This window comes from Blastococcus sp. SYSU DS0541 (assembly GCF_054050875.1).
In genome coordinates, this window is the sequence record NZ_JBJHAD010000011.1 from 116,037 (window position 1) to 136,897 (window position 20,861).

16 protein-coding genes are annotated in these 20,861 nt (G+C 74.4%); 9 read left to right on the plus strand and 7 right to left on the minus strand.

Going from position 1 to position 20,861, the window contains the following annotated elements; translation table 11 throughout:
* Positions 1 to 120: 120 nt before the first annotated feature.
* The 4 genes from ACI794_RS13560 (at position 121) to ACI794_RS13575 (ending at position 6,084) form a co-directional block, all read left to right on the plus strand.
* The gene (locus ACI794_RS13560) at positions 121 to 2,391 is read left to right on the plus strand and encodes a RecQ family ATP-dependent DNA helicase (RefSeq protein ID WP_456616625.1); all 2,271 of its coding nucleotides are present in this window, start codon (positions 121 to 123) and stop codon (positions 2,389 to 2,391) included.
* A gap of 116 nt (positions 2,392 to 2,507) precedes the next feature.
* Positions 2,508 to 4,163: a carbamoyltransferase family protein gene (locus ACI794_RS13565; RefSeq protein WP_456602223.1), complete on the plus strand. Its 1,656-nt coding sequence runs from the start codon at positions 2,508 to 2,510 to the stop codon at positions 4,161 to 4,163.
* 146 nt (positions 4,164 to 4,309) lie between these two features.
* The gene (locus ACI794_RS13570) at positions 4,310 to 4,756 is read left to right on the plus strand and encodes a DUF4383 domain-containing protein (protein ID WP_456602222.1); all 447 of its coding nucleotides are present in this window, start codon (positions 4,310 to 4,312) and stop codon (positions 4,754 to 4,756) included.
* A gap of 116 nt (positions 4,757 to 4,872) precedes the next feature.
* Positions 4,873 to 6,084 carry an acyl-CoA dehydrogenase family protein gene (locus ACI794_RS13575; protein WP_456602221.1) on the plus strand — a complete coding sequence of 404 codons (1,212 nt, stop codon included), beginning with the start codon at positions 4,873 to 4,875 and terminating at the stop codon, positions 6,082 to 6,084.
* Between the two features lie 76 nt (positions 6,085 to 6,160).
* Here ACI794_RS13575 and ACI794_RS13580 read toward each other — a convergent pair whose 3' ends face one another.
* The gene (locus ACI794_RS13580) at positions 6,161 to 6,361 is read right to left on the minus strand and encodes a hypothetical protein (protein WP_456580277.1); all 201 of its coding nucleotides are present in this window, start codon (positions 6,359 to 6,361) and stop codon (positions 6,161 to 6,163) included.
* Positions 6,362 to 6,434: 73 nt separating this feature from the next.
* A complete protein-coding gene (locus ACI794_RS13585) occupies positions 6,435 to 6,653 on the minus strand; it encodes a hypothetical protein (RefSeq protein WP_456580276.1) in 219 nt (72 codons plus the stop codon).
* Positions 6,654 to 6,771: 118 nt separating this feature from the next.
* On the opposite strand from ACI794_RS13585, the gene ACI794_RS13590 reads away from it, so the two are divergent.
* A complete protein-coding gene (locus ACI794_RS13590) occupies positions 6,772 to 7,722 on the plus strand; it encodes an acyl-ACP desaturase (protein WP_456602220.1) in 951 nt (316 codons plus the stop codon).
* Positions 7,723 to 7,739: 17 nt separating this feature from the next.
* On the opposite strand, the gene ACI794_RS13595 is transcribed toward ACI794_RS13590, so the two are convergent.
* Both ACI794_RS13595 and ACI794_RS13600 read right to left on the minus strand, forming a co-directional pair.
* Positions 7,740 to 8,258 (minus strand): N-acetyltransferase family protein, encoded by a 519-nt coding sequence (locus ACI794_RS13595; RefSeq protein WP_456580274.1) that lies wholly within the window; start codon positions 8,256 to 8,258, stop codon positions 7,740 to 7,742.
* Positions 8,259 to 8,302: 44 nt separating this feature from the next.
* Complete coding sequence (locus ACI794_RS13600) at positions 8,303 to 9,835, minus strand: LCP family protein (RefSeq protein WP_456616626.1); 1,533 nt, start codon at positions 9,833 to 9,835, stop codon at positions 8,303 to 8,305.
* Positions 9,836 to 9,997: 162 nt separating this feature from the next.
* Here ACI794_RS13600 and ACI794_RS13605 point away from each other — a divergent pair, with 162 nt between their 5' ends.
* The 3 genes from ACI794_RS13605 (at position 9,998) to ACI794_RS13615 (ending at position 14,335) form a co-directional block, all read left to right on the plus strand.
* On the plus strand, positions 9,998 to 10,786 hold the full coding sequence (locus ACI794_RS13605) for an exodeoxyribonuclease III (protein WP_456616627.1): 789 nt from the start codon (positions 9,998 to 10,000) through the stop codon (positions 10,784 to 10,786).
* A gap of 60 nt (positions 10,787 to 10,846) precedes the next feature.
* Positions 10,847 to 11,593, plus strand: a complete 747-nt coding sequence (yaaA, locus tag ACI794_RS13610) for a peroxide stress protein YaaA (protein WP_456616628.1) — start codon at positions 10,847 to 10,849, stop codon at positions 11,591 to 11,593.
* Between the two features lie 225 nt (positions 11,594 to 11,818).
* Positions 11,819 to 14,335, plus strand: coding sequence for a SpoIIE family protein phosphatase (locus ACI794_RS13615; protein WP_456602216.1), 2,517 nt, complete (start codon positions 11,819 to 11,821; stop codon positions 14,333 to 14,335).
* A gap of 8 nt (positions 14,336 to 14,343) precedes the next feature.
* Here ACI794_RS13615 and ACI794_RS13620 read toward each other — a convergent pair whose 3' ends face one another.
* The gene (locus tag ACI794_RS13620) at positions 14,344 to 16,062 is read right to left on the minus strand and encodes a DEAD/DEAH box helicase (protein ID WP_456602215.1); all 1,719 of its coding nucleotides are present in this window, start codon (positions 16,060 to 16,062) and stop codon (positions 14,344 to 14,346) included.
* Positions 16,063 to 16,124: 62 nt separating this feature from the next.
* On the opposite strand from ACI794_RS13620, the gene ACI794_RS13625 reads away from it, so the two are divergent.
* Positions 16,125 to 17,543, plus strand: a complete 1,419-nt coding sequence (locus ACI794_RS13625; protein WP_456616629.1) for an amidase — start codon at positions 16,125 to 16,127, stop codon at positions 17,541 to 17,543.
* A gap of 28 nt (positions 17,544 to 17,571) precedes the next feature.
* On the opposite strand, the gene ACI794_RS13630 is transcribed toward ACI794_RS13625, so the two are convergent.
* A complete protein-coding gene (locus ACI794_RS13630; RefSeq protein ID WP_456616630.1) occupies positions 17,572 to 18,945 on the minus strand; it encodes a glucose-6-phosphate dehydrogenase in 1,374 nt (457 codons plus the stop codon).
* Positions 18,942 to 20,786, minus strand: a complete 1,845-nt coding sequence (locus ACI794_RS13635; RefSeq protein ID WP_456616631.1) for a glycoside hydrolase family 15 protein — start codon at positions 20,784 to 20,786, stop codon at positions 18,942 to 18,944. The genes ACI794_RS13630 and ACI794_RS13635 overlap by 4 nt, the downstream gene beginning before the upstream one ends.
* Positions 20,787 to 20,861: the final 75 nt, after the last annotated feature.

Below are 20,861 nucleotides of genomic sequence, written 5' to 3' on the forward strand. Positions count from 1 at the left end.
CGTCGCCGGCCCCTGTCGCCGAGCCCGCTCGCCGCTCCCACTGGCCCCCGTTCACCCTTCCCGCCCGCCGTGACCACCTGGCCACCGCGACAGCCGGGGCCACGGGACTATTTCTCGGACATGCGTTCGAAGACGGAGGTTGACGGCCCCGGTCACGAGATACCGCTGGACGAGCTCGCCCTGGCGATCACCAGCGGGGCGGTGCGGCTGGCGGCGGCGACGGCCACCTGGCTCCGGCTGGTGGCGGAGTTCGACGAGCGGGGCGGCTGGCACGGCGTCGGCATCCGCTCCTGCGCACACTGGCTGGCCTGGCAGTGCGGCATGGGCCCCGGCGCGGCACGGGAGCACGTCCGGGTCGCCCGCGCCCTGCCCGGCCTGCCGCGGATCGAGGCGGCGGTCACGGCGGGCCGCCTCTCCTACTCCAAGGTGCGGGCGCCGACCCGCGTCGCGGAGCCCGACTCCGAGGCGGCGCTGCTCGAGTTCGCCCTCACGGCCACCGCCTCCCAGACCGAGCGATTCTGCCGACAGTGGCGGCGGGTCGACGAGACGGCGGCCTCCGGAGGCCGGCCGGTCGAGCGCGAGCAGTTCTTCGAGCCGGTCCGCTGCACCGTTCCCGCGGGAACGCGACGTGGGCCAGCGCACCGTTTGCCGCGGACCGCCGCAGGGGAGAGGCAGCCGGTGCCTCCCTCCCCCGAGCGGGACAACCCCGCCGGCGCCAGCGCCTCCGTCCGCACCCGCCGCATCCGCGAGTTCGCCCGCGAGGTGCTCGGCTACGACGACTTCCGTCCCGGGCAGGAGCGCGCCATGCAGGCCGTCGTCGGCGGGCGCGACACCCTCGCGGTGCTGCCCTCCGGCGCCGGGAAGACGGCGGTCTACCAGGTCGCCGGCCAGCTCCTCGACGGCCCGGTGCTGGTCGTCTCGCCGCTGATCGCCCTGCAGCGGGACCAGGTGGAGCGGCTCACCGAGCTGGAGGACCGCGCCGGCCGCGCCGCGCAGCTCAACTCCACCCTCTCGGCCGGCGACCAGCAGGAGGCCCTCGACGGCCTCGGTGACGGAACGGTCCGCTTCCTCTTCCTGGCCCCCGAACAGCTGGCCAAGCAGGAGGTGGTCGACGTGATCGCCAAGGCGGGGCCCGCTCTGTTCGTCGTCGACGAGGCGCACTGCGTCTCGGCGTGGGGCCACGACTTCCGCCCCGACTACCTGCGCCTGGGCAGCGTCATCGAGCAGCTCGGCCACCCGACGGTGCTCGCGCTCACGGCCACCGCGGCTCCCCCGGTGCGGGCGGAGATCGTGGAGCAGCTCGGCATGCGCGACCCCGCGGTGGTCGTCGCCGGCTTCGACCGGCCGGAGATCCGCCTGGAGGTCGACCACCACGCCGACGCGCGGGGCAAGCAGGACGCCGTCCTCGACCGGGTGCTCGCCGAGGTCGGCGACGGGCGCGGCCCCGGCATCGTCTACAGCGCCACCCGCAAGGGCACCGAGGAGATCGCCGCCACGCTCGCCGAGCGGGGACTGCGCACGCACGCCTACCACGCGGGGCTGAAGAAGTCCGACCGCGAGGAGACCCAGCGGGCCTGGATGGACGACGAGCTGGACGTCGTCGTCGCCACCACCGCCTTCGGCATGGGCATCGACAAGCCCGGTACCCGCTTCGTCGTCCACGCCGAGCCCGCCGACTCGGTGGACAGCTACTACCAGGAGATCGGCCGGGCCGGCCGCGACGGCGAGCCGGCCCTCGCCGTCCTGGTCTACCGGCAGGAGGACCTGGGGCTGCGCCGGTTCTTCGCCGCGGGCGCCCCGGCCGAGGAGGAGCTGCAGCAGGTCGCCGGCCTGGTCCAGGCCGCCGCCGCGGCGGGCATCGACGACGGCGTCGACGTCAAGGCGCTGCGCGAGGAGACCGGCCGGGCCGCCACCCCCCTGGTGCGCGACCTCAACCTCCTCGAGCAGGTCTCCGCCGTCGTCCTGGACGAGGACGGCGCCGCGCACCCCGCCGACGGCGCCCCGCCGCCCGGCGAGGCCGCCGAGCAGGCCCGGGAGCTCGCCGAGCACCACGAGAAGGTCGACCAGTCCCGCGTGGAGATGATGCGCGGCTACGCCGAGACCACCGAGTGCCGTCGCCAGTTCCTGCTCGGCTACTTCGGCGAGCAGCTCGACGAGCCCTGCGGCAACTGCGACAACTGCTCGGCCGGCACCGCCCGCGAGCACGTCGCCACCGAGCCCGCGGACACCCCCTTCCCCGTGGAGACGCCGGTCGAGCACACCGAGTGGGGGCCCGGCGTCGTGATGCGGGTCGAGGACGACCGCCTCACCGTGCTGTTCGACGAGGTCGGTTACAAGACCCTCGGCCTCGCCGCCGTCCTGGACCACGACCTGCTGCGCCCGCGCGGCTGACCGGCCACCCGCTTCGACCTGCGGGACCGGCCGATCCCACCCATGATCATCCGCAGGAGAGCGGGTCGACGCGCCTGGAGCAGACAGGGCACGGACCCGGGAGAAGGAGTGCACGCGTGAAGGTCCTCGGCATCAACGCGATCTACCACGACCCCGCGGCGGCGCTCGTCGTCGACGGCCGCATCGTGGCGGCCGCGGAGGAGGAGCGGTTCAGCCGCCGCAAGCACGGCAAGCGCCCGCTGCCGTGGAGCGCCTGGGAGCTGCCGGAGCTCTCCGCCGCGTGGTGCCTGAAGACGGCCGGCATCCGGCCAGAGGAGCTCGACGCGGTCGCCTACTCCTTCGACCCCGGCCTCATGACGACGCCGGAGGAGACCGGCCTGTTCGACGACGGCGACACCATGCGCAAGAAGTACGCCGAGATGGCGCCCGACTTCCTGGCGCACGCGCTCCCCGGCCTGGACCCGGCGAAGGTCCGCTTCGTCAAGCACCACGTCGCCCACGCCGCCTCGGCGGGCAAGGCGGCGCCACAGCGCGACAACGCCGTCCTCGTGCTCGACGGCCGCGGCGAGGCGCACAGCCACCTCGCCGGCCGATACGTCGACGGGCAGCTGGAGGTGCTCGCCGGGCAGGCGCTCCCCCACTCCCTGGGCCTGATGTACGAGGAGCTCACCGACCACCTGGGCTTCCTGCGCAGCTCCGACGAGTTCAAGGTCATGGCGATGGCCTCCTACGGCAAGCCGCGCTTCCTCGGGGAGCTGTCGGAGCTCATCCGCGCCACCGACGACGGCGGCTTCCGCACCGAGAAGATCGACTTCGCCGAGTTCGCGCCGCGCCTGGCAAAGGACGAGCAGTGGACCGAGGCCCACGCCGACCTCGCCGCGAGCGTGCAGACCCGCCTCGAGGAGGTGCTGGTCGACCTCGCCCGCTGGGTGCACGAGCAGACCGGCGAGAAGACGCTCACCATGGCCGGCGGCACCGCGCTGAACTGCGTCGCCAACACCCGCATCCTCGCGGAGAGCCCGTTCGAGCAGGTGTGGGTGCAGCCCGCCGCCGGTGACGCCGGCACCGCGCTGGGCGCCGCCCTCCACGTCGCCGCCGAGCTCGGCGAGCGCACCGAGCCGATGGCCGGCGCAGCGCTCGGCCGCGGCTGGAGCGACGACGAGATCGAGCAGGTCCTGCAGACGGCGGCGATCGACTACGAGCGCCCCGACGACGTGGCCGAGGCCGTCGCCGAGGTGCTCGCCGACAACGGCATCGTCGCCTGGTTCCAGGGGCGCAGCGAGTACGGCCCCCGCGCGCTGGGCCACCGGTCGCTGCTCGCCCACCCCGGCTTCGAGGCCAACCTCGAGCGGATGAACGACGTCAAGGGCCGCGAGCAGTTCCGCCCGGTCGCGCCGATGGTGCTCCTGGAGCGGGCTCCGGAGATCTTCAGCCGCGGGCCGATCCCCTCGCCCTACATGCTCTTCGTGCACGACGTCGCCGGGGAGTGGCGCGACCGCATCCCCACGGTCACCCACGTCGACGGCACGGCGCGGATCCAGACCATCGATCCGGCGACCGAGCCGCTGGTGCACCGCATGATCTCGGCGTTCGAGCGGCGCACCGGCCTGCCCGTGGTCGTCAACACCAGCCTGAACACCGCCGGCCGCCCGATGGTCGACGACCCGCGCGACGCCCTGGAGTGCTTCGGCTCGGCGCCGGTGGACCTGCTCGCGATCGGGCCCTTCGTCGTCCGCCGGTCCAAGGCGACGCCGCGCCCCGGGCGCGGCTGAGCCGGACGGCCGGGCCGTGTATCGGTTCGGCCACACCGTTCCCTCGCCGGGGTGGCGGCCGTTATCCGGGCCCGAGCACGGGTAACGGCTCCTGGCAGTCACCTGTCAAGAACCTGGCAGGTCGGACGACCTAGAGGGAGGACATGATGTCTGCAACCCGCGGAAACACCGGCGCGGATCGACGAGGCCTGACCTGGCCGCAGATGCTCGCCGCGGCCATCGGCGCGATCTACCTGCTGGTGGGGATCGTCGGATTCTTCGTCACCGGCTTCGACGACTTCTTCGCGCACGACACCGGCGAGACCATCCTCGGCTTCGAGGTCAACCCGTTCCACAACATCGTCCACATCCTGATCGGCGCGGCGGGCCTGGCGCTGTTCCGGACGCTGAGCGGCGCCCGCACCTACGGGTGGCTGCTGGCGATCGGGTACGGCGCCACGTTCGTCTACGGCCTGTTCGCCGTGGACCAGGAGTGGGACTTCCTGAGCCTCAACTGGGCCGACAACTGGCTGCACCTGGTCAGTGCTCTCGCCGGCCTGGTGATCGCCCTGGGTCCGGTGCGCAACGCCGTCGAGGGGCGCACCCGCACCTGAGCGACATCCCCGTCCCGAGCCGGGCTCCGCACACGCGGGGCCCGGCTCGTGCCGTCCCGGGGGCTCCGCGGACCCCTGGCGCGACGCCGGTCACGCCCGCCGCTACCTTGCGGGGCATGGACTTCGCTCTCTCCGCCAAGGCCGAGGACGTCTGCGCACGCGCGTGGGACTTCATGCGGGAGCACGTGTTCCCCGCCGAGCCGGTCTACGACGCCTGGCGCGCCGAGCGCGGCCACGACAACCACGAGCACCCGCCGATCCTCGAGGAGCTCAAGGCCGAGGCGCGCAAGCGGGGCCTGTGGAACCTGTTCCACCACGAGGTCGGGGGGCTCTCCAACCTCGAGTACGCCTCGGTCGCCGAGATCACCGGCTGGTCGCCCGTCATCGCCCCCGAGTCGATGAACGTGGGCGCGCCGGACACCGGCAACATGGAGACGCTCATGCTCTTCGGCACGCCGGAGCACAAGGAGCGCTGGCTGAACCCGCTGCTGGAGGGCGAGATCCGCTCCGGCTTCGCGATGACCGAGCCCGACGTCGCGTCGTCGGACGCCCGCAACATCCAGACCTCGATCGTGCGGGACGGCGACGAGTACGTCATCAACGGCCGCAAGTGGTGGACCTCCGGGGCCGCCGACCCGCGCTGCCAGATCTTCATCGTCATGGGCAAGACCGACCCCGACGGCCCGCCGCACCGCCAGCAGTCGATGGTGCTCGTCCCCCGCGACACCCCGGGGCTGGAGATCATCCGGCACCTGCCCGTGTTCGGGTACCAGGACCAGCACGGCCACTCCGAGCTGCGGTTCACCGACGTCCGGGTCCCGGTCAGCAACATCCTCTCCGGCGAGGGTGACGGCTTCATGATCGCCCAGGCGCGGCTCGGCCCCGGCCGCATCCACCACTGCATGCGCGCCATCGGCATGGCCGAGCGCGCGCTCGCGCTGATGGTCGAGCGCAGCAAGAACCGCGTCGCCTTCGGCCGCCCGCTGGCCGAGCAGGGCACGGTGCGGGAGGCGATCGCGCTGTCCCGGATCGAGATCGACCAGGCGCGCCTCTACGTGCTGAAGACGGCGGACCTCATCGACAAGTACGGGGCCAAGGGCGCCCGCACCGAGATCTCGGCCATCAAGGTCGCCGCCCCGAAGGTCGCGCTCGACGTCATCGACCGCGCCATCCAGGTGCACGGCGGCGCCGGCGTCAGCAACGACACGGTGCTGGCCCGCTTCTACGCCAGCGCCCGCACCCTGCGCATCGTCGACGGCCCCGACGCGGTGCACATCCGCGGCGTGGCCAAGGAGGAGCTGGCGCGGGAGCGCCCCTACTCGGGCTGAGGAAGGACCGCTGCCCCGACCGCTCGCACGGTCGCGGCGGCCCCTGCACCGGGGCCGCCGCGACACCTCTTTGGGCTCAGGGCGTCAGCGTCGTCCCGAAGCCGCCGCCGGCGAGCTTCGCCATCAGCTGCGTGCGGTCCAGCCCCACCTCGGCGAGCGCGTCGCCGTCGCGGTCGGTGTCGATCTGGTCGGAGAACCGCTGCTCCACCTTCTCCGCCGTGTCGTTGTCCCCCTCGGTGCGCAGCACGCGCACCAGCTCCGTCTTGTCCAGCTTCACGGGTCCTCCTTCGCCGTTCCCTGGGCTCGGAGTGTGGTGTGGATCACCCGGACCCGCAACGGCGGGCCCGCGCTCAGCCCCGGGTGGCGCGCCGGACGAGGTACGCGCCCACGGCCGCCAGCACCACGGCCACCGCGAGCTGCGCGATCGCCACACCGGTCTGGTCGCTGGCGAACCAGGTGGGCGTCGAGACCAGCAGCACGACCGCGACCCCCAGCACGAGCAGGCCGACGAGGCGCTCCCGGCGGCGGGACGTGGGCGACGGAGGACGGCCGGGCTCGGGCGCTGACATGCCTCCAGCCTGCCAAAGGGGTAGCGGCACCCCGGACGGGGAACCCTGGTGGGGACCCGACCCCGGCCGCGTCGGCGTAGGTTGCGACGACGCAGGTCGAGCCGACCCGGAGGTCCCCATGCCGCAGACGTCCCCGCAGGCAGCCGTGCTCACCGAGCTCGAGCCCGTGGTCGCCGAGAACCTCGACCGGCACATCAGGATGGCCAAGGAGTGGCATCCGCACGACTACGTCCCGTGGGACGAGGGGCGGAACTTCGCCTTCCTCGGCGGGGAGGACTGGTCCCCGGAGCAGTCCCGGCTCGACGCGACCGCCAAGGCGGCCATGTTCGTGAACCTGCTGACCGAGGACAACCTGCCCAGCTACCACCGCGAGATCGCCACCCGCTTCGGCCGGGACGGCGCCTGGGGGCAGTGGGTCGGCCGCTGGACGGCCGAGGAGGGGCGGCACGGCGTCGCGCTGCGGGACTACCTCGTCGTCACCCGCGGGGTCGACCCGGTCGAGCTCGAGCGCGCCCGGATGGACTACATGACCACCGGCTACGACTCCGGCGACAAGTCCCCGCTCGAGGCCGTCGCGTACGTCTCGTTCCAGGAGCTGGCCACGCGGGTCTCGCACCGCAACACCGGCAAGGCCACCGGCGACCCGATCGCGGACAAGCTGCTGGCCCGCATCGCCACGGACGAGAACCTGCACATGATCTTCTACCGGAACCTGGTGACGGCGGCGTTCGACATCGACCCGGACGAGATGATGAAGGCCGTCGCCAAGGAGGTCATGACCTTCGAGATGCCCGGCGCGACCATGGCCAACTTCCGCAGGAACTCCACGATCATCGCGAAGGCCGGCATCTACGACCTGCGGCTGCACCACGACGAGGTGGTCAGCCCGATCCTGCGCACCTGGAAGGTCTTCGAGCGCAGCGACCTCGGCCCCGAGGGCGAGCGGGCCCGCGAGGAGCTCGCCGGCTTCCTGACCGGCCTGGACGCCGAGGCCACCCGGTTCGTGGAGAGCCGCGAGCGGATGCGCGCCCGCATGGCGGCCAGGGGCGAGGTCCCGGTCCAGGTCTGACGGGGGCCTGCGGGGGCTCAGAGGCGGCAGGCCATCACGATCTCGTCGCGGTCGTCGCCGGGGGCCACGCGGATCGCGCCGGGCAGGCGGCCCACCTCGGTGTAGCCCAGGCCCTTGTAGAAGTCGTCCACACCGGTGCCCCCGCGGGCGGTCAGGTGCACGAACTCCCACCCCCGCTCGCGGGCGATCCGGTGCACGCCCTCCATCAGCACCCGGCCCAGGCCCTGCCCCTGCCGCGACGGGTGCACCTGCACCCGGAGCACGGTGCCCCAGTGGCGGCGCAGCGGGCTCAGCGAGCCGACGACGCTGGCGAACCCCGCCGTCCGGCCGTCCACCTCGAGCAGCGCCAGCACGTCGCGGCCGGAGTGGATGCCCTCCAGCAGCTTGTCCAGCAACGGCACGACGTCGTCCTCGGTGACCGGCGGCACGAAGCCGACCGCGCCCCCGGCGTTGCTCACGTCGACCCAGCAGCGCAGCAGCTCGCCGCGCAGCGTGTCGTCGACGGTGGAGACGGGGCGGACGACGGCGGCGGGCACACCGTCATTCTCCGCCCCGCCCCGGACCTCCCTCGACGCGGGCCTCAGCCGGCCTTGCTCGGCGGCTCGCCGGCGGCGCGCGCCTCGGCCGCACGCTGCGGGTCGTAGGCGCAGGCGTCGGCGACGTCGGTGGCCGGGCCGTCCACCGGCTCGGGGGCCTGCGGTGCCTGCGTCTCGTCGCCCGGCGGCTGCGATCCGGCCGCGGGCACGGGCACGCGCGGGTCGATCGCCTCCTCGACCAGCGCGCGGATGGCGTCGTAGTCGGGGTAGGCCGGGTCGATCACCGACGGGTCGAGGACGACGCTGCGGATCTCGGCGTCCTTCACGCGGAACGCCAGGTCGACGAAGTCGTCCAGCCGCGACCGCGGGATGTCGGTGCTGACGATGTCCTCGGTCGTCGCGGCCAGCTGCTGGTAGCGCTGCAGCAGCGTCACCGGGTCGGCGGCCTCGACGATCGCGGAGATCGTGCAGCGCTGCCGCTCCATCCGGTCGTAGTCGGTGAGCCCGAACCGGCCCCGCGCGAACTGCAGGGCGGTGTCGCCGTCCATCTCGCGGTCCGGCCCCGGCGCGATGTAGTCGTCGGGCAGCTCGCCGGTGCCCGGGTCGCCGTTGATCGGCACGTAGTAGTTGACGTTCACGGTGATGCCACCGAGCGCGTCGACCAGCCGGCTGAACCCCTCGAGGTTGACCAGCACGAAGTAGTCGATGCGCAGCCCCAGGGCCTCCCCGACGCCGAGCTTCAGGAAGTCGGCACCCGGGTCGTCGGTCGGGCCCAGGGCGTCGGGGTACCAGGCCGGGCCGTTGCGGTAGACGGCGTTGAGCAGGCTCTCGCTCTCGCTGCCGGCGTCGAAGCCGTCGGGGTAGAGCTCGCCGAGCGGGCTGTCCTCGGGGAAGGGCAGGTCCTGCAGGTTGCGGGGCAGGCTGATCAGCACCGTCTCGCCGGTCTCGACGTCGGTGCTGGCCACGATGACGGTGTCCGTGCGCACGCCCTCGCGGCCCTCGCCGCCGTCGCCACCCAGCAGCAGCACGTTCACCCGGTCCCGGCCGCCGAAGAGCTCGGCGGACTCCTCCTCGTCGACGGTCGCCGACTGCCGCTCGTCGTCGAAGACCCCGGCGATGAGGTCGCGCGACGTCGTGGCCAGCCGGCCGACGAGGACGGCGGGGGCGGCGATCGCCGCCACGAGCACCGCCACGACCAGACCTCCGACGACGTGCCGGCCGCGGGAGGTGCCCGGGGGCACCAGCATCCGGTAGCCGGCGACGACGACGGCGATCCACAGCAGCGCCAGGACGCCCACGCCGACGGTCGCCCAGAGCAGCGCGTCCGTGTCGACGAACGTCCGGGCGGCGAACCGCTGCCCGCCGGTGGCGAGCCACGCGGCGGCCCCGGCGAGCAGGAGGAAGACGGTCAGCACGGCCGCCCCGAGCCGACGCCGCCCGGCGGCGAGCAGCCCGGTCCCGGGCACCAGCGCGCCGAGGGCGGTCCAGCCCAGGGCCGCGCCGAAGCCGCGCCGCCGGGCCGGTCGCGGGGGGCGCTCGCCCGGCTGCGAGGAGAGGGGTGTCGTCCCGTCCGTCATCCCGCGGCCCCCGCGGCGCACCAGCTCACCGGGCCATGCTCCCACCGTCGGGCCTGGTGGGGGCGTCGACGGGGAGCGGCCCGGGCAGGACCGCCCGATCGTGGACACCGGCGTCCGGACGGCGGGGAGTCGGTGTCGGTGGCCCTCCGTAAGCTCCCGGGCGTGCGCCTGGCCACCTGGAACGTCAACTCGATCCGCACCCGCGTCGACCGCGTCGCCGCCTTCCTGGAGCGGCACGACGTCGACGTCCTGGCCATGCAGGAGACCAAGTGCCGGGACGACCAGTTCCCGCAGGACCGGTTCACCGCCCTGGGCTACGAGGTCGCGCACGTGGGCTACTCGCAGTGGAACGGGGTCTCGATCCTGTCCCGCGTGGGGCTGGAGGAGGTGACCGTCGGGTTCCCCGGCCAGCCCTGCTGGGGCGAGGACACCACCTGCGAGGCCCGCGCCCTCGCCGCCACGTGCGCCGGCGTCCGGGTGTGGAGCCTCTACGTGCCCAACGGGCGCACGCTGGCCGACCCGCACTACACCTACAAGCTCGAGTGGCTGGCCGCGCTGCGGGACACCGCGGCCGGCTGGCTCGCCGACGACCCGGCCGCGCAGGTCGCCCTCGTCGGCGACTGGAACATCGCCCCGCAGGACGACGACGTGTGGGACATGTCGGTCTTCAGCACCTCGACGCACGTCTCCGAGCCGGAGCGGGCGGCGTTCCGGGCGGTGGTCGACGCCGGGTACGCCGACGTGGTGCGGCCGCACGCCCCCGGGCCCGGCGTCTACACCTACTGGGACTACACCCAGCTGCGCTTCCCGCGCCGCGAGGGCATGCGCATCGACTTCGTGCTCGGCTCTCCCGCGCTGTCAGCACGGGTCGGCGGGGCCTTCATCGACCGCGAGGAGCGCAAGGGCAAGGGCGCCAGCGACCACGCCCCGGTCGTCGTCGACCTCACCTGAGACTGAGCCCCGTCCCGGTCCTCCCGGCCCGGGGGCCGGGCCTCCCTATGCTGGCTCCCCGTGCTCGTGCTGCTGCCCCCGTCGGAGACCAAGGCCCCCGGGGGCGACGGCCCACCCCTCGACCTCGGCGCGCTCACCGCGCCGGAGCTGACCCCGGTGCGCAGCCGGCTCGCGGGGGCGCTGGTCGCGCTCGCCGACGACGTCCCGGCGTCCCGCGCCGCGCTGGGCCTCTCCCCGAAGCAGGACGACGAGATCGCCCGCAACGCGGCGCTGCTCACCGCCGGCACGCTCCCCGCCCTGCACCGCTACACCGGCGTCCTCTACGACGCCCTCGACGTCGGCTCGCTCACCCGTGCGCAGCGGGCCCGCGCGGAGCGGCGGCTCGCCGTCGGCTCGGCGCTGTTCGGGCTGGTCGGCGGGGGCGACCGCATCCCGGCCTACCGGCTGTCGGCCGGGTCCGCGCTGCCCGGGCTGCCGACCCTCCGCGCGCTGTGGAAGCCGGTGCTCGGCCCCGTGCTCGAGCGCACCGAGGGGCTCGTCGTCGACCTGCGCAGCGGCTCCTACGCCGCGCTGGCCCCGGTGCCCGGCGCGGTCGGCGTCAGCGTGCTGAGCGAGCGACCCGACGGCGCGCGCTCCGTCGTCAGCCACTTCAACAAGGCGCACAAAGGACGGCTCGCCCGACTGCTCGCCACCACCACGGCGGAACCGGGTGACGTCGTGAGGCTCAGGAGCCTGCTGAGGCGGGCGGGGTTGCACGTGGAACATGACGGCGGAACGGCGCTGACGCTGGTCGTCCCGGCGCACTGAGGGCGATCTCTCGGGTTGTGTCCGAACGGTTGGTTGCGCGCAACCCGCCCCCCGTGGCATAACTGCGGGGACCCGGCGTGCCCGAACAACGCGGCACACAGGCGTCTCGTATCCGGCGACCGCCGGGGCAGAAGGGCTTCGGTGGACGGATCGGACCGTACGGTCCACGCGGGACCGACCCTCGGCGACCGTTCGGCGGCCGAGTTGCGCCTCGACCCCACGCGCGTGGCGGCCGCCCGGCGCATCCTCCCGCGCGGGGACCGCGCGGGGCTGGACAGGCTGGCCCAACTCGCCGCCCGCCTGCTGGGCACCAGCGGGAGCCAGGTGTCGCTGCTCGTCGACGTGCAGCACGTCGCAGCCGGGAGCGACCCCGCGGCCGTCGGCACCACCGGGCCGCTCGAGGAATCCCTCTGCACGGTGACGGCCGCGCTCCCCCCGGGGGAGGCCCTCGTCGTCACCGACGCCCGCGCCGACGACCGCGTGCGGGACCTGACGCCCGTCCGGACCGGCGCCATCGGCTCGTACCTGGGCACCGCGCTCACGGACGCCTCCGGCGCGGCCGTCGGCGCGCTCTGCGTCTTCGACCCCGAGCCGCGGCCGTGGGGGAGCTCGGAGATCGCGACCCTGCGGCAGCTCGCCGGCTCGGTGATGACCGAGCTGGAGCTGTCGGCGCTGCTGCGCCGCTACGAGGACGACCGCGTCCGCTGGGAGCTGGCCGCCGAGGCCGGTGGCGTCGGTACGTGGGACTGGGACCAGGAGACCGGTGAGCTGACGTGGGACGAGCAGCTCATCGCGATGTTCGGCTATGGCAGCGAGGACTTCGCGCGGACGATCGACGCGTTCAACGCGCGGCTCCACCCCGAGGACGCCGACTGGGTCGGCGAGGCGCTGCAGCTGGCCGTCGACACCGGCGGGGAGTACGACGCCACGTACCGGATCGTGCGGCCGGGCGGCGAGACCCGCTGGATCCACGCGCGCGGCCGGTCGCTGGTCGACGCGCACGGCCGGACGACCCGCATCCTGGGCACCGCGTACGACGTCACGGGGGAGCGCGAGGAGGCCACCCTCGTCACCCGCGTGCTCGAGGCGATGCCCGCCGGCTTCTACAGCCTCGACCGCGACTGGTGCTTCACCTACGTCAACGCCGTGGCCGAGAAGCTCCTGCAGACCTCCCGCGACGAGCTGCTGGGGCGCAACCTCTGGGAGGCGTTCCCCGACGCCGTCAACAGCATCTTCGAGAACAGCTACCGGGAGGCGGTCCGCACCGGCGAGCCGGTCGCGTTCGACGCCTACTACCCCGCGCCGCTGGACGGCTGGTACGAGCTGCGGGCGTGGCCCAGCCCCGACGGCCTCTCCGTCTACTTCCTGGAGGTGACCGAACGGCGCCGGGCGCAGGAGGAGGCCGATCGGGTGGCGCAGCGCCTGGAGCTGCTGGCCAGCGTCAGCGCCGACCTCGCCGGCCCGCTGGACCAGCACCGCGCGATGCAGCACCTCCCGCGGCTGGTCGTCCCCGCGCTCGCCGACTTCTGCATCGTGACGGTCGTCGACAACGACGGCCGCCCCAGCGACGTCGGCTCCTGGCACGCCGACCCGGAGCTGCGCCCGGTGCTGGAGCGCTACACGCAGGTACGGCTGGAGTCCATGCCGGCGGACTCGCCCGTCGCCGTCTCGCTGCGGACCGGCGAGCAGCGACGCAGCACCGGCGCGGCGGTGCTCGACCTGCTGCCCCCCGGCGAGGCCCGGGACCTGCTCTCCTCCCTCGACCCGCGGGAGGCGGTCGTCCTGCCGATGCGGGGCCGCAACCGGATCCTGGGCCTGCTGACCGTCTACTACTCCCGGGCGACCCCGGCCCGCCTGGAGAACCTGGTCACCGCACAGGAGGTCGCCGACCGCGCCGGCCTGGCGCTCGACAACGGCCGCCTCTACAACGCCCAGCAGCAGCTCGCCGAGGGGCTGCAGCGCAGCCTGCTCACCGAGCCGCCCGAGCCCGACCACGCCGAGATCGCGGTGCGCTACCTCCCCGCCGCGGAGGCCGCCCGCGTCGGTGGTGACTGGTACGACGCGTTCATGCAGCCCGGCGGCTCCACGATGCTGGTCATCGGCGACGTCGTGGGGCACGACACCGAGGCCGCGGCCGCCATGGGGCAGCTCCGCGGGCTGCTGCGCGGGGTGGCCACCTACAGCGACGCCGGCCCCGGCGAGGTGCTGCGCGGGCTCGACGCCTCGATGACGACGCTGCAGATCCCGACGATGGCCACCGCCGCGGTGGCCCGGTTCGAGCAGACCCCCGACGAGGCCGCCGAGGGCGTCACCCGCATGCGCTGGGCGAACGCCGGCCACCTGCCGCCGCTGGTCCTCACCGAGAAGGGCGAGGTGGCCGAGCTCGGGGAGTGGACCGGTGACCTGCTCCTGGGCGTCGACCCGGGCGCGCAGCGGCGCGAGTCCGTGGCCACCCTCCGGCGCGGCTCGACCGTCCTGCTCTACACCGACGGCCTCGTCGAGCGCCGCGACTCCGACCTCGACGAGGGCATCCAGCGGCTGCGCGCCGCCGTGGAGGAGCTCGCCGATCTGCCGCTGCAGGCGCTGCTCGACGAACTGCTGGACCGGCTGGTGCACGGCCGGCCCGAGGACGACGTCGCGCTGGTGGCCGTCCGGCTGCACCCCCAGGACCGGCCCCGGCCGGCCGAGGCCGGCCCCGAGCGCGTGCCCCCGACCGTGCCGAGGGACCCGCTGCTGGACTGAGCCCGGGGTCAGCGACCGCGGTCGCGCCGCACCTGGGCCTTGCGGCCCTTGATCATCGTGGCCCGCAGCGCCTGCACGACCTCGTCGGCGGCGGCCTCGGGCACCTCCACCAGGGCGAACCGCTGGTGGATCTCGATGGACCCGACGTCGCGCCCGGTGAGCCCGGTCTCGCCCGTGATGGCCCCGACCAGGTCACCGGGGCGGATGCCGGCATCCCGGCCCACCCCGACGAACAGCCGCGCGGCCGGCCCGCCGCCGGGGCGCCCCGCCGGCCGGCCCGGGCGCTCGTCCCGCCTGCCGCCGCCGTCCCGGCCGCCACCGGGGCGGCCGCCGTCCCGCTCCGGCCGGAAGGAGACCTGCGGGATCTCCTCCTCGTCGTCGCCCACCGGCCCGGTCGCCTCGTGGGCCAGCTTGACCGCGGCGAGGGCGACCTCGACCAGGTCGAACTCGTCGGTGAGCGTCTCGACGACGACGCGGAAGCGGTCCAGGTCGTCGGTGAGCAGGCTCTCCCGCAGCGCGGCGCGGGTGAGGTCCAGCCGGCGGGTGCGGAGGTCGGCGACCGTGGGCACCTTCTCCACGGCGATCGGCGCGCCCGCGACCCGCTCGATCGTCTTGAGCATCCGGTGCTCCCGGGGCTCGGCCAGGGTGATCGCCACGCCCTCGCGGCCGGCCCGGCCCACCCGGCCGATGCGGTGCACGTAGGACTCCGGCGCCGACGGCACGTCGTAGTTGACGACGTGGGTGAGCTGCTCGATGTCCAGCCCGCGCGCCGCGACGTCGGTGGCCACCAGCAGCTCCGCCGTCCCCCCGCGGAGCCGGCCCATCACCCGGTCGCGCTGCTCCTGGCTCATGCCGCCGTGCAGCGCCTCGGCCCGGTACCCGCGGCCGTTCAGCGTCTCGGTGAGGGAGTCGACCTCCTCGCGGGTGCGGCAGAAGACGATCGCAGCGGTCGGCGCCTCGACGTCGAGGATCCGGCCGAGGGCGGCCGGCTTGGCGCCCCGGGGCACCACGTAGGCGGTCTGCCGGATGCGGGGCGCGGTGCCGGGCGCGGCCCGCTCCCGGGCGATGGTGATCCGGACCGGGTCGGAGAGGTGGCGGCGGGCCAGCGCGTCGAGCCGGCGCGGCATGGTCGCCGAGAAGAGCACCGTCTGCCGCTCCTCCGGCGTCTCGTCGAGGAGCGCCTCGAGGTCCTCGGCGAAGCCCATGTCCAGCATCTCGTCGGCCTCGTCGAGCACGACGGTGGCGATCTCGCCGAGCTGCAGCGCGCCGCGGTTGACCAGGTCGAGGGCGCGCCCGGGCGTGGCGACGACGACGTCGACCCCCGACTCCAGGGAGCGCAGCTGCCGCACGATGGGGGCGCCGCCGTAGACGGGTAGCACGCGGGCGCCCAGGTCGCGGCCGTAGCGGTGCAGCGCCTCCGACACCTGGACGGCGAGCTCGCGGGTGGGCACCAGCACCAGCGCGACCGGGGACCGGTCGGTGCGGTGCGCCGGCATCCGCTGCAGCACGGGCAGCGAGAACGCCGCGGTCTTGCCGGTGCCGGTGGCGGCCTGGCCGAGCAGGTCCCGCCCCTCGGCCAGCGGCGGGATCGCCTGCAGCTGGATGGGTGTGGGCTCCTCGTAGCCGAGGGCGGTGAGCGCCTGCAGCAGCTCCGGGCGCAGGCCCAGGGCGTCGAAGGTGGAGCCCTCGAAGGTGGGGTCGCCGGCGGGGTCGCGTTCCTCGGTCATCGTTCCCATCGTTCCCCCCGGTCGCCGGGACCGCGCGGGCGGGTTTCTGGCAGGCTGCCCCGGTGACCGCCGACGACGACCTCTGCACCCGCCCCGCGACCGAGCTGGCCGCCCTCGTCCGCGACCGGGAGGTGTCGGCGCGCGAGCTGCTGGAAGCCCACCTGCGCCGCATCGAGCGGCTGGACCCGCAGGTGAACGCCGTCGTCACCCTCGACCCCGAGGGGGCCCGGGCCGCCGCCGACGCCGCCGACGCCGCACAGGCCGCCGGTCGCCCGCTCGGCCCCTTGCACGGGCTCCCGGTCGCGCACAAGGACACCCACGCCACCGGCGGCATGCGCACCACCTACGGCTCACCGGTGCTGGCCGACGCCGTGCCCGACGCCGACGAGCTCGTGGTCTCGCGGCTGGTGGGTGCCGGGGCGATCCGGATCGGCAAGACCAACGTGCCCGAGTTCGCGGCCGGCTCGCACACCTTCAACCCGGTGTTCGGCGTCACCCACAACCCCTACCGGCACGGGCTCTCGGCCGGCGGGTCCAGCGGCGGCGCGGCCGCCGCGCTCGCGGCCGGGTTCGTGCCGCTGGCCGAGGGCAGCGACATGGGCGGCTCGCTGCGCAACCCGGCGGCGTTCTGCAACGTCGTCGGGCTCCGGCCCACCCCCGGGCGGGTGCCGACGTGGCCCGCGCCGCTGGCCTGGGCGCAGCTGTCGGTGCAGGGTCCGATGGGCCGCACCGTCGCCGACGTGGCGCTGCAGCTGTCGGCCACCGCCGGGCCCGACCCGCGGGTGCCGATCGCCCTGGAGGAGCCCGGGGCCGGTTTCGCCGCGCCGCTGCCCGAGCGGCTCGACGGGCTGCGCGTCGCCTGGGCCCCCGACCTGGGTGGCCGCGTGGCGGTGGACCCGGCGATCACCGCGACGCTGGCCGCCTCGCTCGGGGTGTTCAGCGAGCTCGGCGCCGTCGTCGAGGAGGACTGCCCCGACCTGGACGACGCGGACGAGGTGTTCGGCACGCTGCGCGCCTGGATCTTCGAGGGCCAGCTGGGCGACGTCGTGCGCGCGCACCCCGACCAGGTCAAGGAGTCGATCCGCTGGAACGTGGCCAAGGGCGAGGCGCTCAGCGGTGCCGACGTCGCGCGCGCGGAGAAGCTGCACACCCGGCTGTACGAGCGGATGGCCGAGTTCTTCACCCGCTTCGACGTGCTGCTCGCGCCGACGACGCAGGTGCTCCCCTTCCCCGTCGAGTGGGAGTACCCGACCGAGATCGCCGGGGTGCCGCAGGAGAACTACCTGGCGTGGATGCGGTCCTGCACGCTCATCTCCCCCACCGGCTGCCCGGCGCTCTCGGTGCCCGGCGGCTTCACCCCCGACGGCCTGCCGGTCGGTCTGCAGGTGGTCGGCCCCGCGCGGGCCGACCGGCGGGTGCTCGAGGTCGGGCACGCGTTCGAGCAGGCCACCCGCTTCGGCGAGCGCCGGCCCGCCCTCTGACGTCGTCTAGGCCTCTCTAGACGCGCGCCTAGACATCCCCGGACGGGACGGGGGTGGGGCCGTCGGAGCCCGCGGGGTACTCCCGCAGCGGCACCTCGCCGGAGGCCCACGCGGCGAGGACGGGCTCCACGATGCGCCACGACTCCTCGGCCTCGACGTCGCTGATGGACAGGGCGGCGTCGCCGCCCAGCATCTCCCGCAGCAGCAGGCCGTAGGCCGACAACCCGGCCGGCGCCAGCGCGATGTCCAGGGCTCGCCGCTCGAGGTCGAAGGGGTCACCGGCGCCGTTCAGGTTGACCTCGAGCGAGATGCCGTCGGGGTCCAGGCGCATCCGGAGCACGTCGGGCTCCGGGTCCTCGTCGGTGAAGGCGAGGTGCGGCACGGGGCGGAACCGGACGACGATCTCCCGGCGGTTCACGCCCAGCGCCTTGCCCGACCGGAGCCGGAACGGCACCCCCGACCACCGCCAGTTGTCGACGGTCACCGTGAGCTCGGCGTAGGTCTCGGTCCCGCGGTCCGGGTCCACGCCGTCCTCGGTGGCGTAGTCGGGGAGCTGCCGCTCGCCGACGGTGCCCGCGGTGTACCGGGCCCGGACGCTGCCCGCCGCCATGTCGGCCGGCGGGCGGACGGCGCGCAGCACGTCCCCCTTGCGGGAGGAGAGCCCCGCCGCGTCGACGGCCAGCGGCGGCTCCATCGCCACCAGCGCGAGCAGTTGGAGCAGGTGGTTCTGGAGCATGTCCCGCAGCGCGCCGGCGGTGTCGTAGTAGCCGGCCCGCCCCTCCAGCCCCAGCGTCTCGTCGAACACGATCTCCACCGACTCGACGTGGCCGGCGTTCCACACCGGCTCGAACAGCCGGTTGGCGAAGCGCAGGCCGAGGACGTTGAGCACCGTCTGCTTGGCCAGGAAGTGGTCGATGCGGAACACCGCGTCCTCGGGCGCCAGCCGGTGGAGGATGCGGTTGAGCTCGGCCGCGTCGGCGCGATCTTTGCCGAAGGGCTTCTCGACGGCGACGATCCCGCCCTCGGGGAGGCCGACCTCCGCGAGCGCCTCCAGGGTCGGGCGGAAGACCGTGTTGGGGAGGGCCAGGTAGACCACCGGCACGTCACCGACCCGGTCCAGCGCCCGCCGGAGGTCCCCCGGCACGGTGACGTCGCCGCGGAGGTAGCCCAGCCGCGAGACGACCCGCTCCCGGGTCGCGTCGGGGACGTGCCCGGCGTGGGCGTCCAGGCGGCGGCGCGCCCACTCCTGGTACTCGGCGTCGGTCCAGTCCTCCCGGCTCACCGCGAGGACGTCGACCTCCTCGTCGAGCACGCCGGCGGCGAACAGCTCGGCCAGCCCCGGCAGCAGCAGCCGGCCGGTCAGGTCACCGCTCCCACCGAGGACGACGAACGACCGCTTCATACCTCTTCCCCCTCCGCCCGGGCGAGGTTCCACCCGCTCGCGATGACCCCGACGTGGCTGAACGCCTGCGGGAAGTTGCCGAGGAAGGCCCCGGTCGACGGGTCGATCTCCTCGGCGAGCAGGCCGAGCTCGTTGGCCCGGCCGCACAGCGAGTCGTACAGGTCGTGGGCCTCCTCGAGGCGGCCCTGCCCGGCGAGGTTGTCGACCAGCCAGAAGCTGCAGAGCAGGAAGGCGCCCTCGGTGCCCTGCAGGCCGTCGGGCGACTCCGTGTGCAGGTACCGGTAGAGCAGGCCGTCGCCGGCGTCCAGGTGGCGGCGGACCGCCTCGGTGGTGGCGACCATCCGGGGGTCGTCGGCGGGGATGATCCGGCGCAGCGGCAGGCTCAGCAGCGAGCCGTCCAGCCCGCCGCGGTCGGTCTGCCCGGGGGCGGCCAGGTGCTCGGTGAACGTGCCCCGGTCGGGGTCCCACGCCTGCTCCAGCAGCGTTCGGTGGATCCGGTCGGCCTCGGTCCGCCAGCGCTCGCGCGGGTGCGGGAGCCCCAGCTGGTCGGCGATCCGCAGCGCCCGGTCGACGGCGACGTGGCACATCGCCACCGAGTAGGTGAACGGCCGCCCGGCGTCGCGGATCTCCCAGATGCCGTTGTCCGGCGTCGTCCACTGGGCGATCGCCTGCTCGGCCAGCCGCTGCAGCGACAGCCAGAGCGTCTCGCCGACCTCGCCGCCGCCGCGCACCCACTGGTAGGCGACGTCCAGCAGCTCGCCGTAGACGTCGTTCTGCACCTGCCGGGCGGCGCCGTTGCCCCAGCGGACCGGGGAGGAGCCGCGGTAGCCCGACAGCGAGGCGTCCAGCCACTCGGTCGCCGGGGGCTCGCCGTCGAGGGTGTACATGATGTCCACCCCGCCGCGCCGCTCGACGTTGCGCAGCGTCCAGGCCAGGAAGGCGTGCGACTCCTCGTCCATGCCGATGCGGTTGAGCGCGTAGCCGGTGAAGGCCGCGTCGCGCACCCAGGTGTAGCGGTAGTCCCAGTTCCGCTCCCCACCGATGCCCTCGGGCAGGGACGAGGTGGCCGCGGCCATCACCGCCCCGGTGGGCACGTGGTCGAGGAGCTTGAGGGTCAGCGCCGAGCGCGTGACCAGCTCCTGCTGCGGCCCGCTGTAGGTCAGCCGCCCCGACCAGTCGCGCCAGGCCGCCGTGGTCTGGTCGATCCGCCGCTGCGGGTCGCTGCGCACGCGCGTGTGCGTGTGCCCCGACCACTGCAGCATGACGGTGAGCCGCTCCCCCGCCTCGAGCCGGGCCCGTCCGGCGATCGCGCCGTCGCCGGTGAGCGTCAGCGGGTGGGAGCACCACAGGAGCAGCTCCATGGCGGGCCGGGCGGGCCACCGGATCCGCCAGGCGCCGAGCTCGGAGCGGACCTGGACGCCGTCCTTGGGCGCCAGCCGGACGTCGACCTCCACCGACCCGGACAGCACCCGGGCGCTGCGCAGGATCTCCCCCCGCCCGGCGGGGACCGACTCGGCGAGGTCGGCGCCCGAGCGCAGCGGCAGGCAGTCGGTGAGCTCGAGGACGCCGTCGGCGGTGTGCAGCTCGGTCACCAGGACGCCGGTGCCGGGCAGGTAGCGCTGGGTGGCCTCCCGGAGCCCCACGGGCGTGACGGCGAAGGTGCCGCCCCGCTGCGCGTCCAGCAGCCCCGCGACGAACGGATCGCCGTCGAACGTCGGCAGGCAGAGCCAGGGGATGGAGCCGTCCCGGGCGACGAGCGCGCACGTGACGCCGTCACCGATGAGACCGTGGTCCTCGATGGGCAGGTAACCGTCGACGGGATCGAGCGGGCGGAGCGGCACGGGCGGTCCTCGCGGTCGGTGAGCAGGGGTCCTCCCCACCGTGCCCGCCGCGGAGCGCGCGAACCGTGCCGAGGG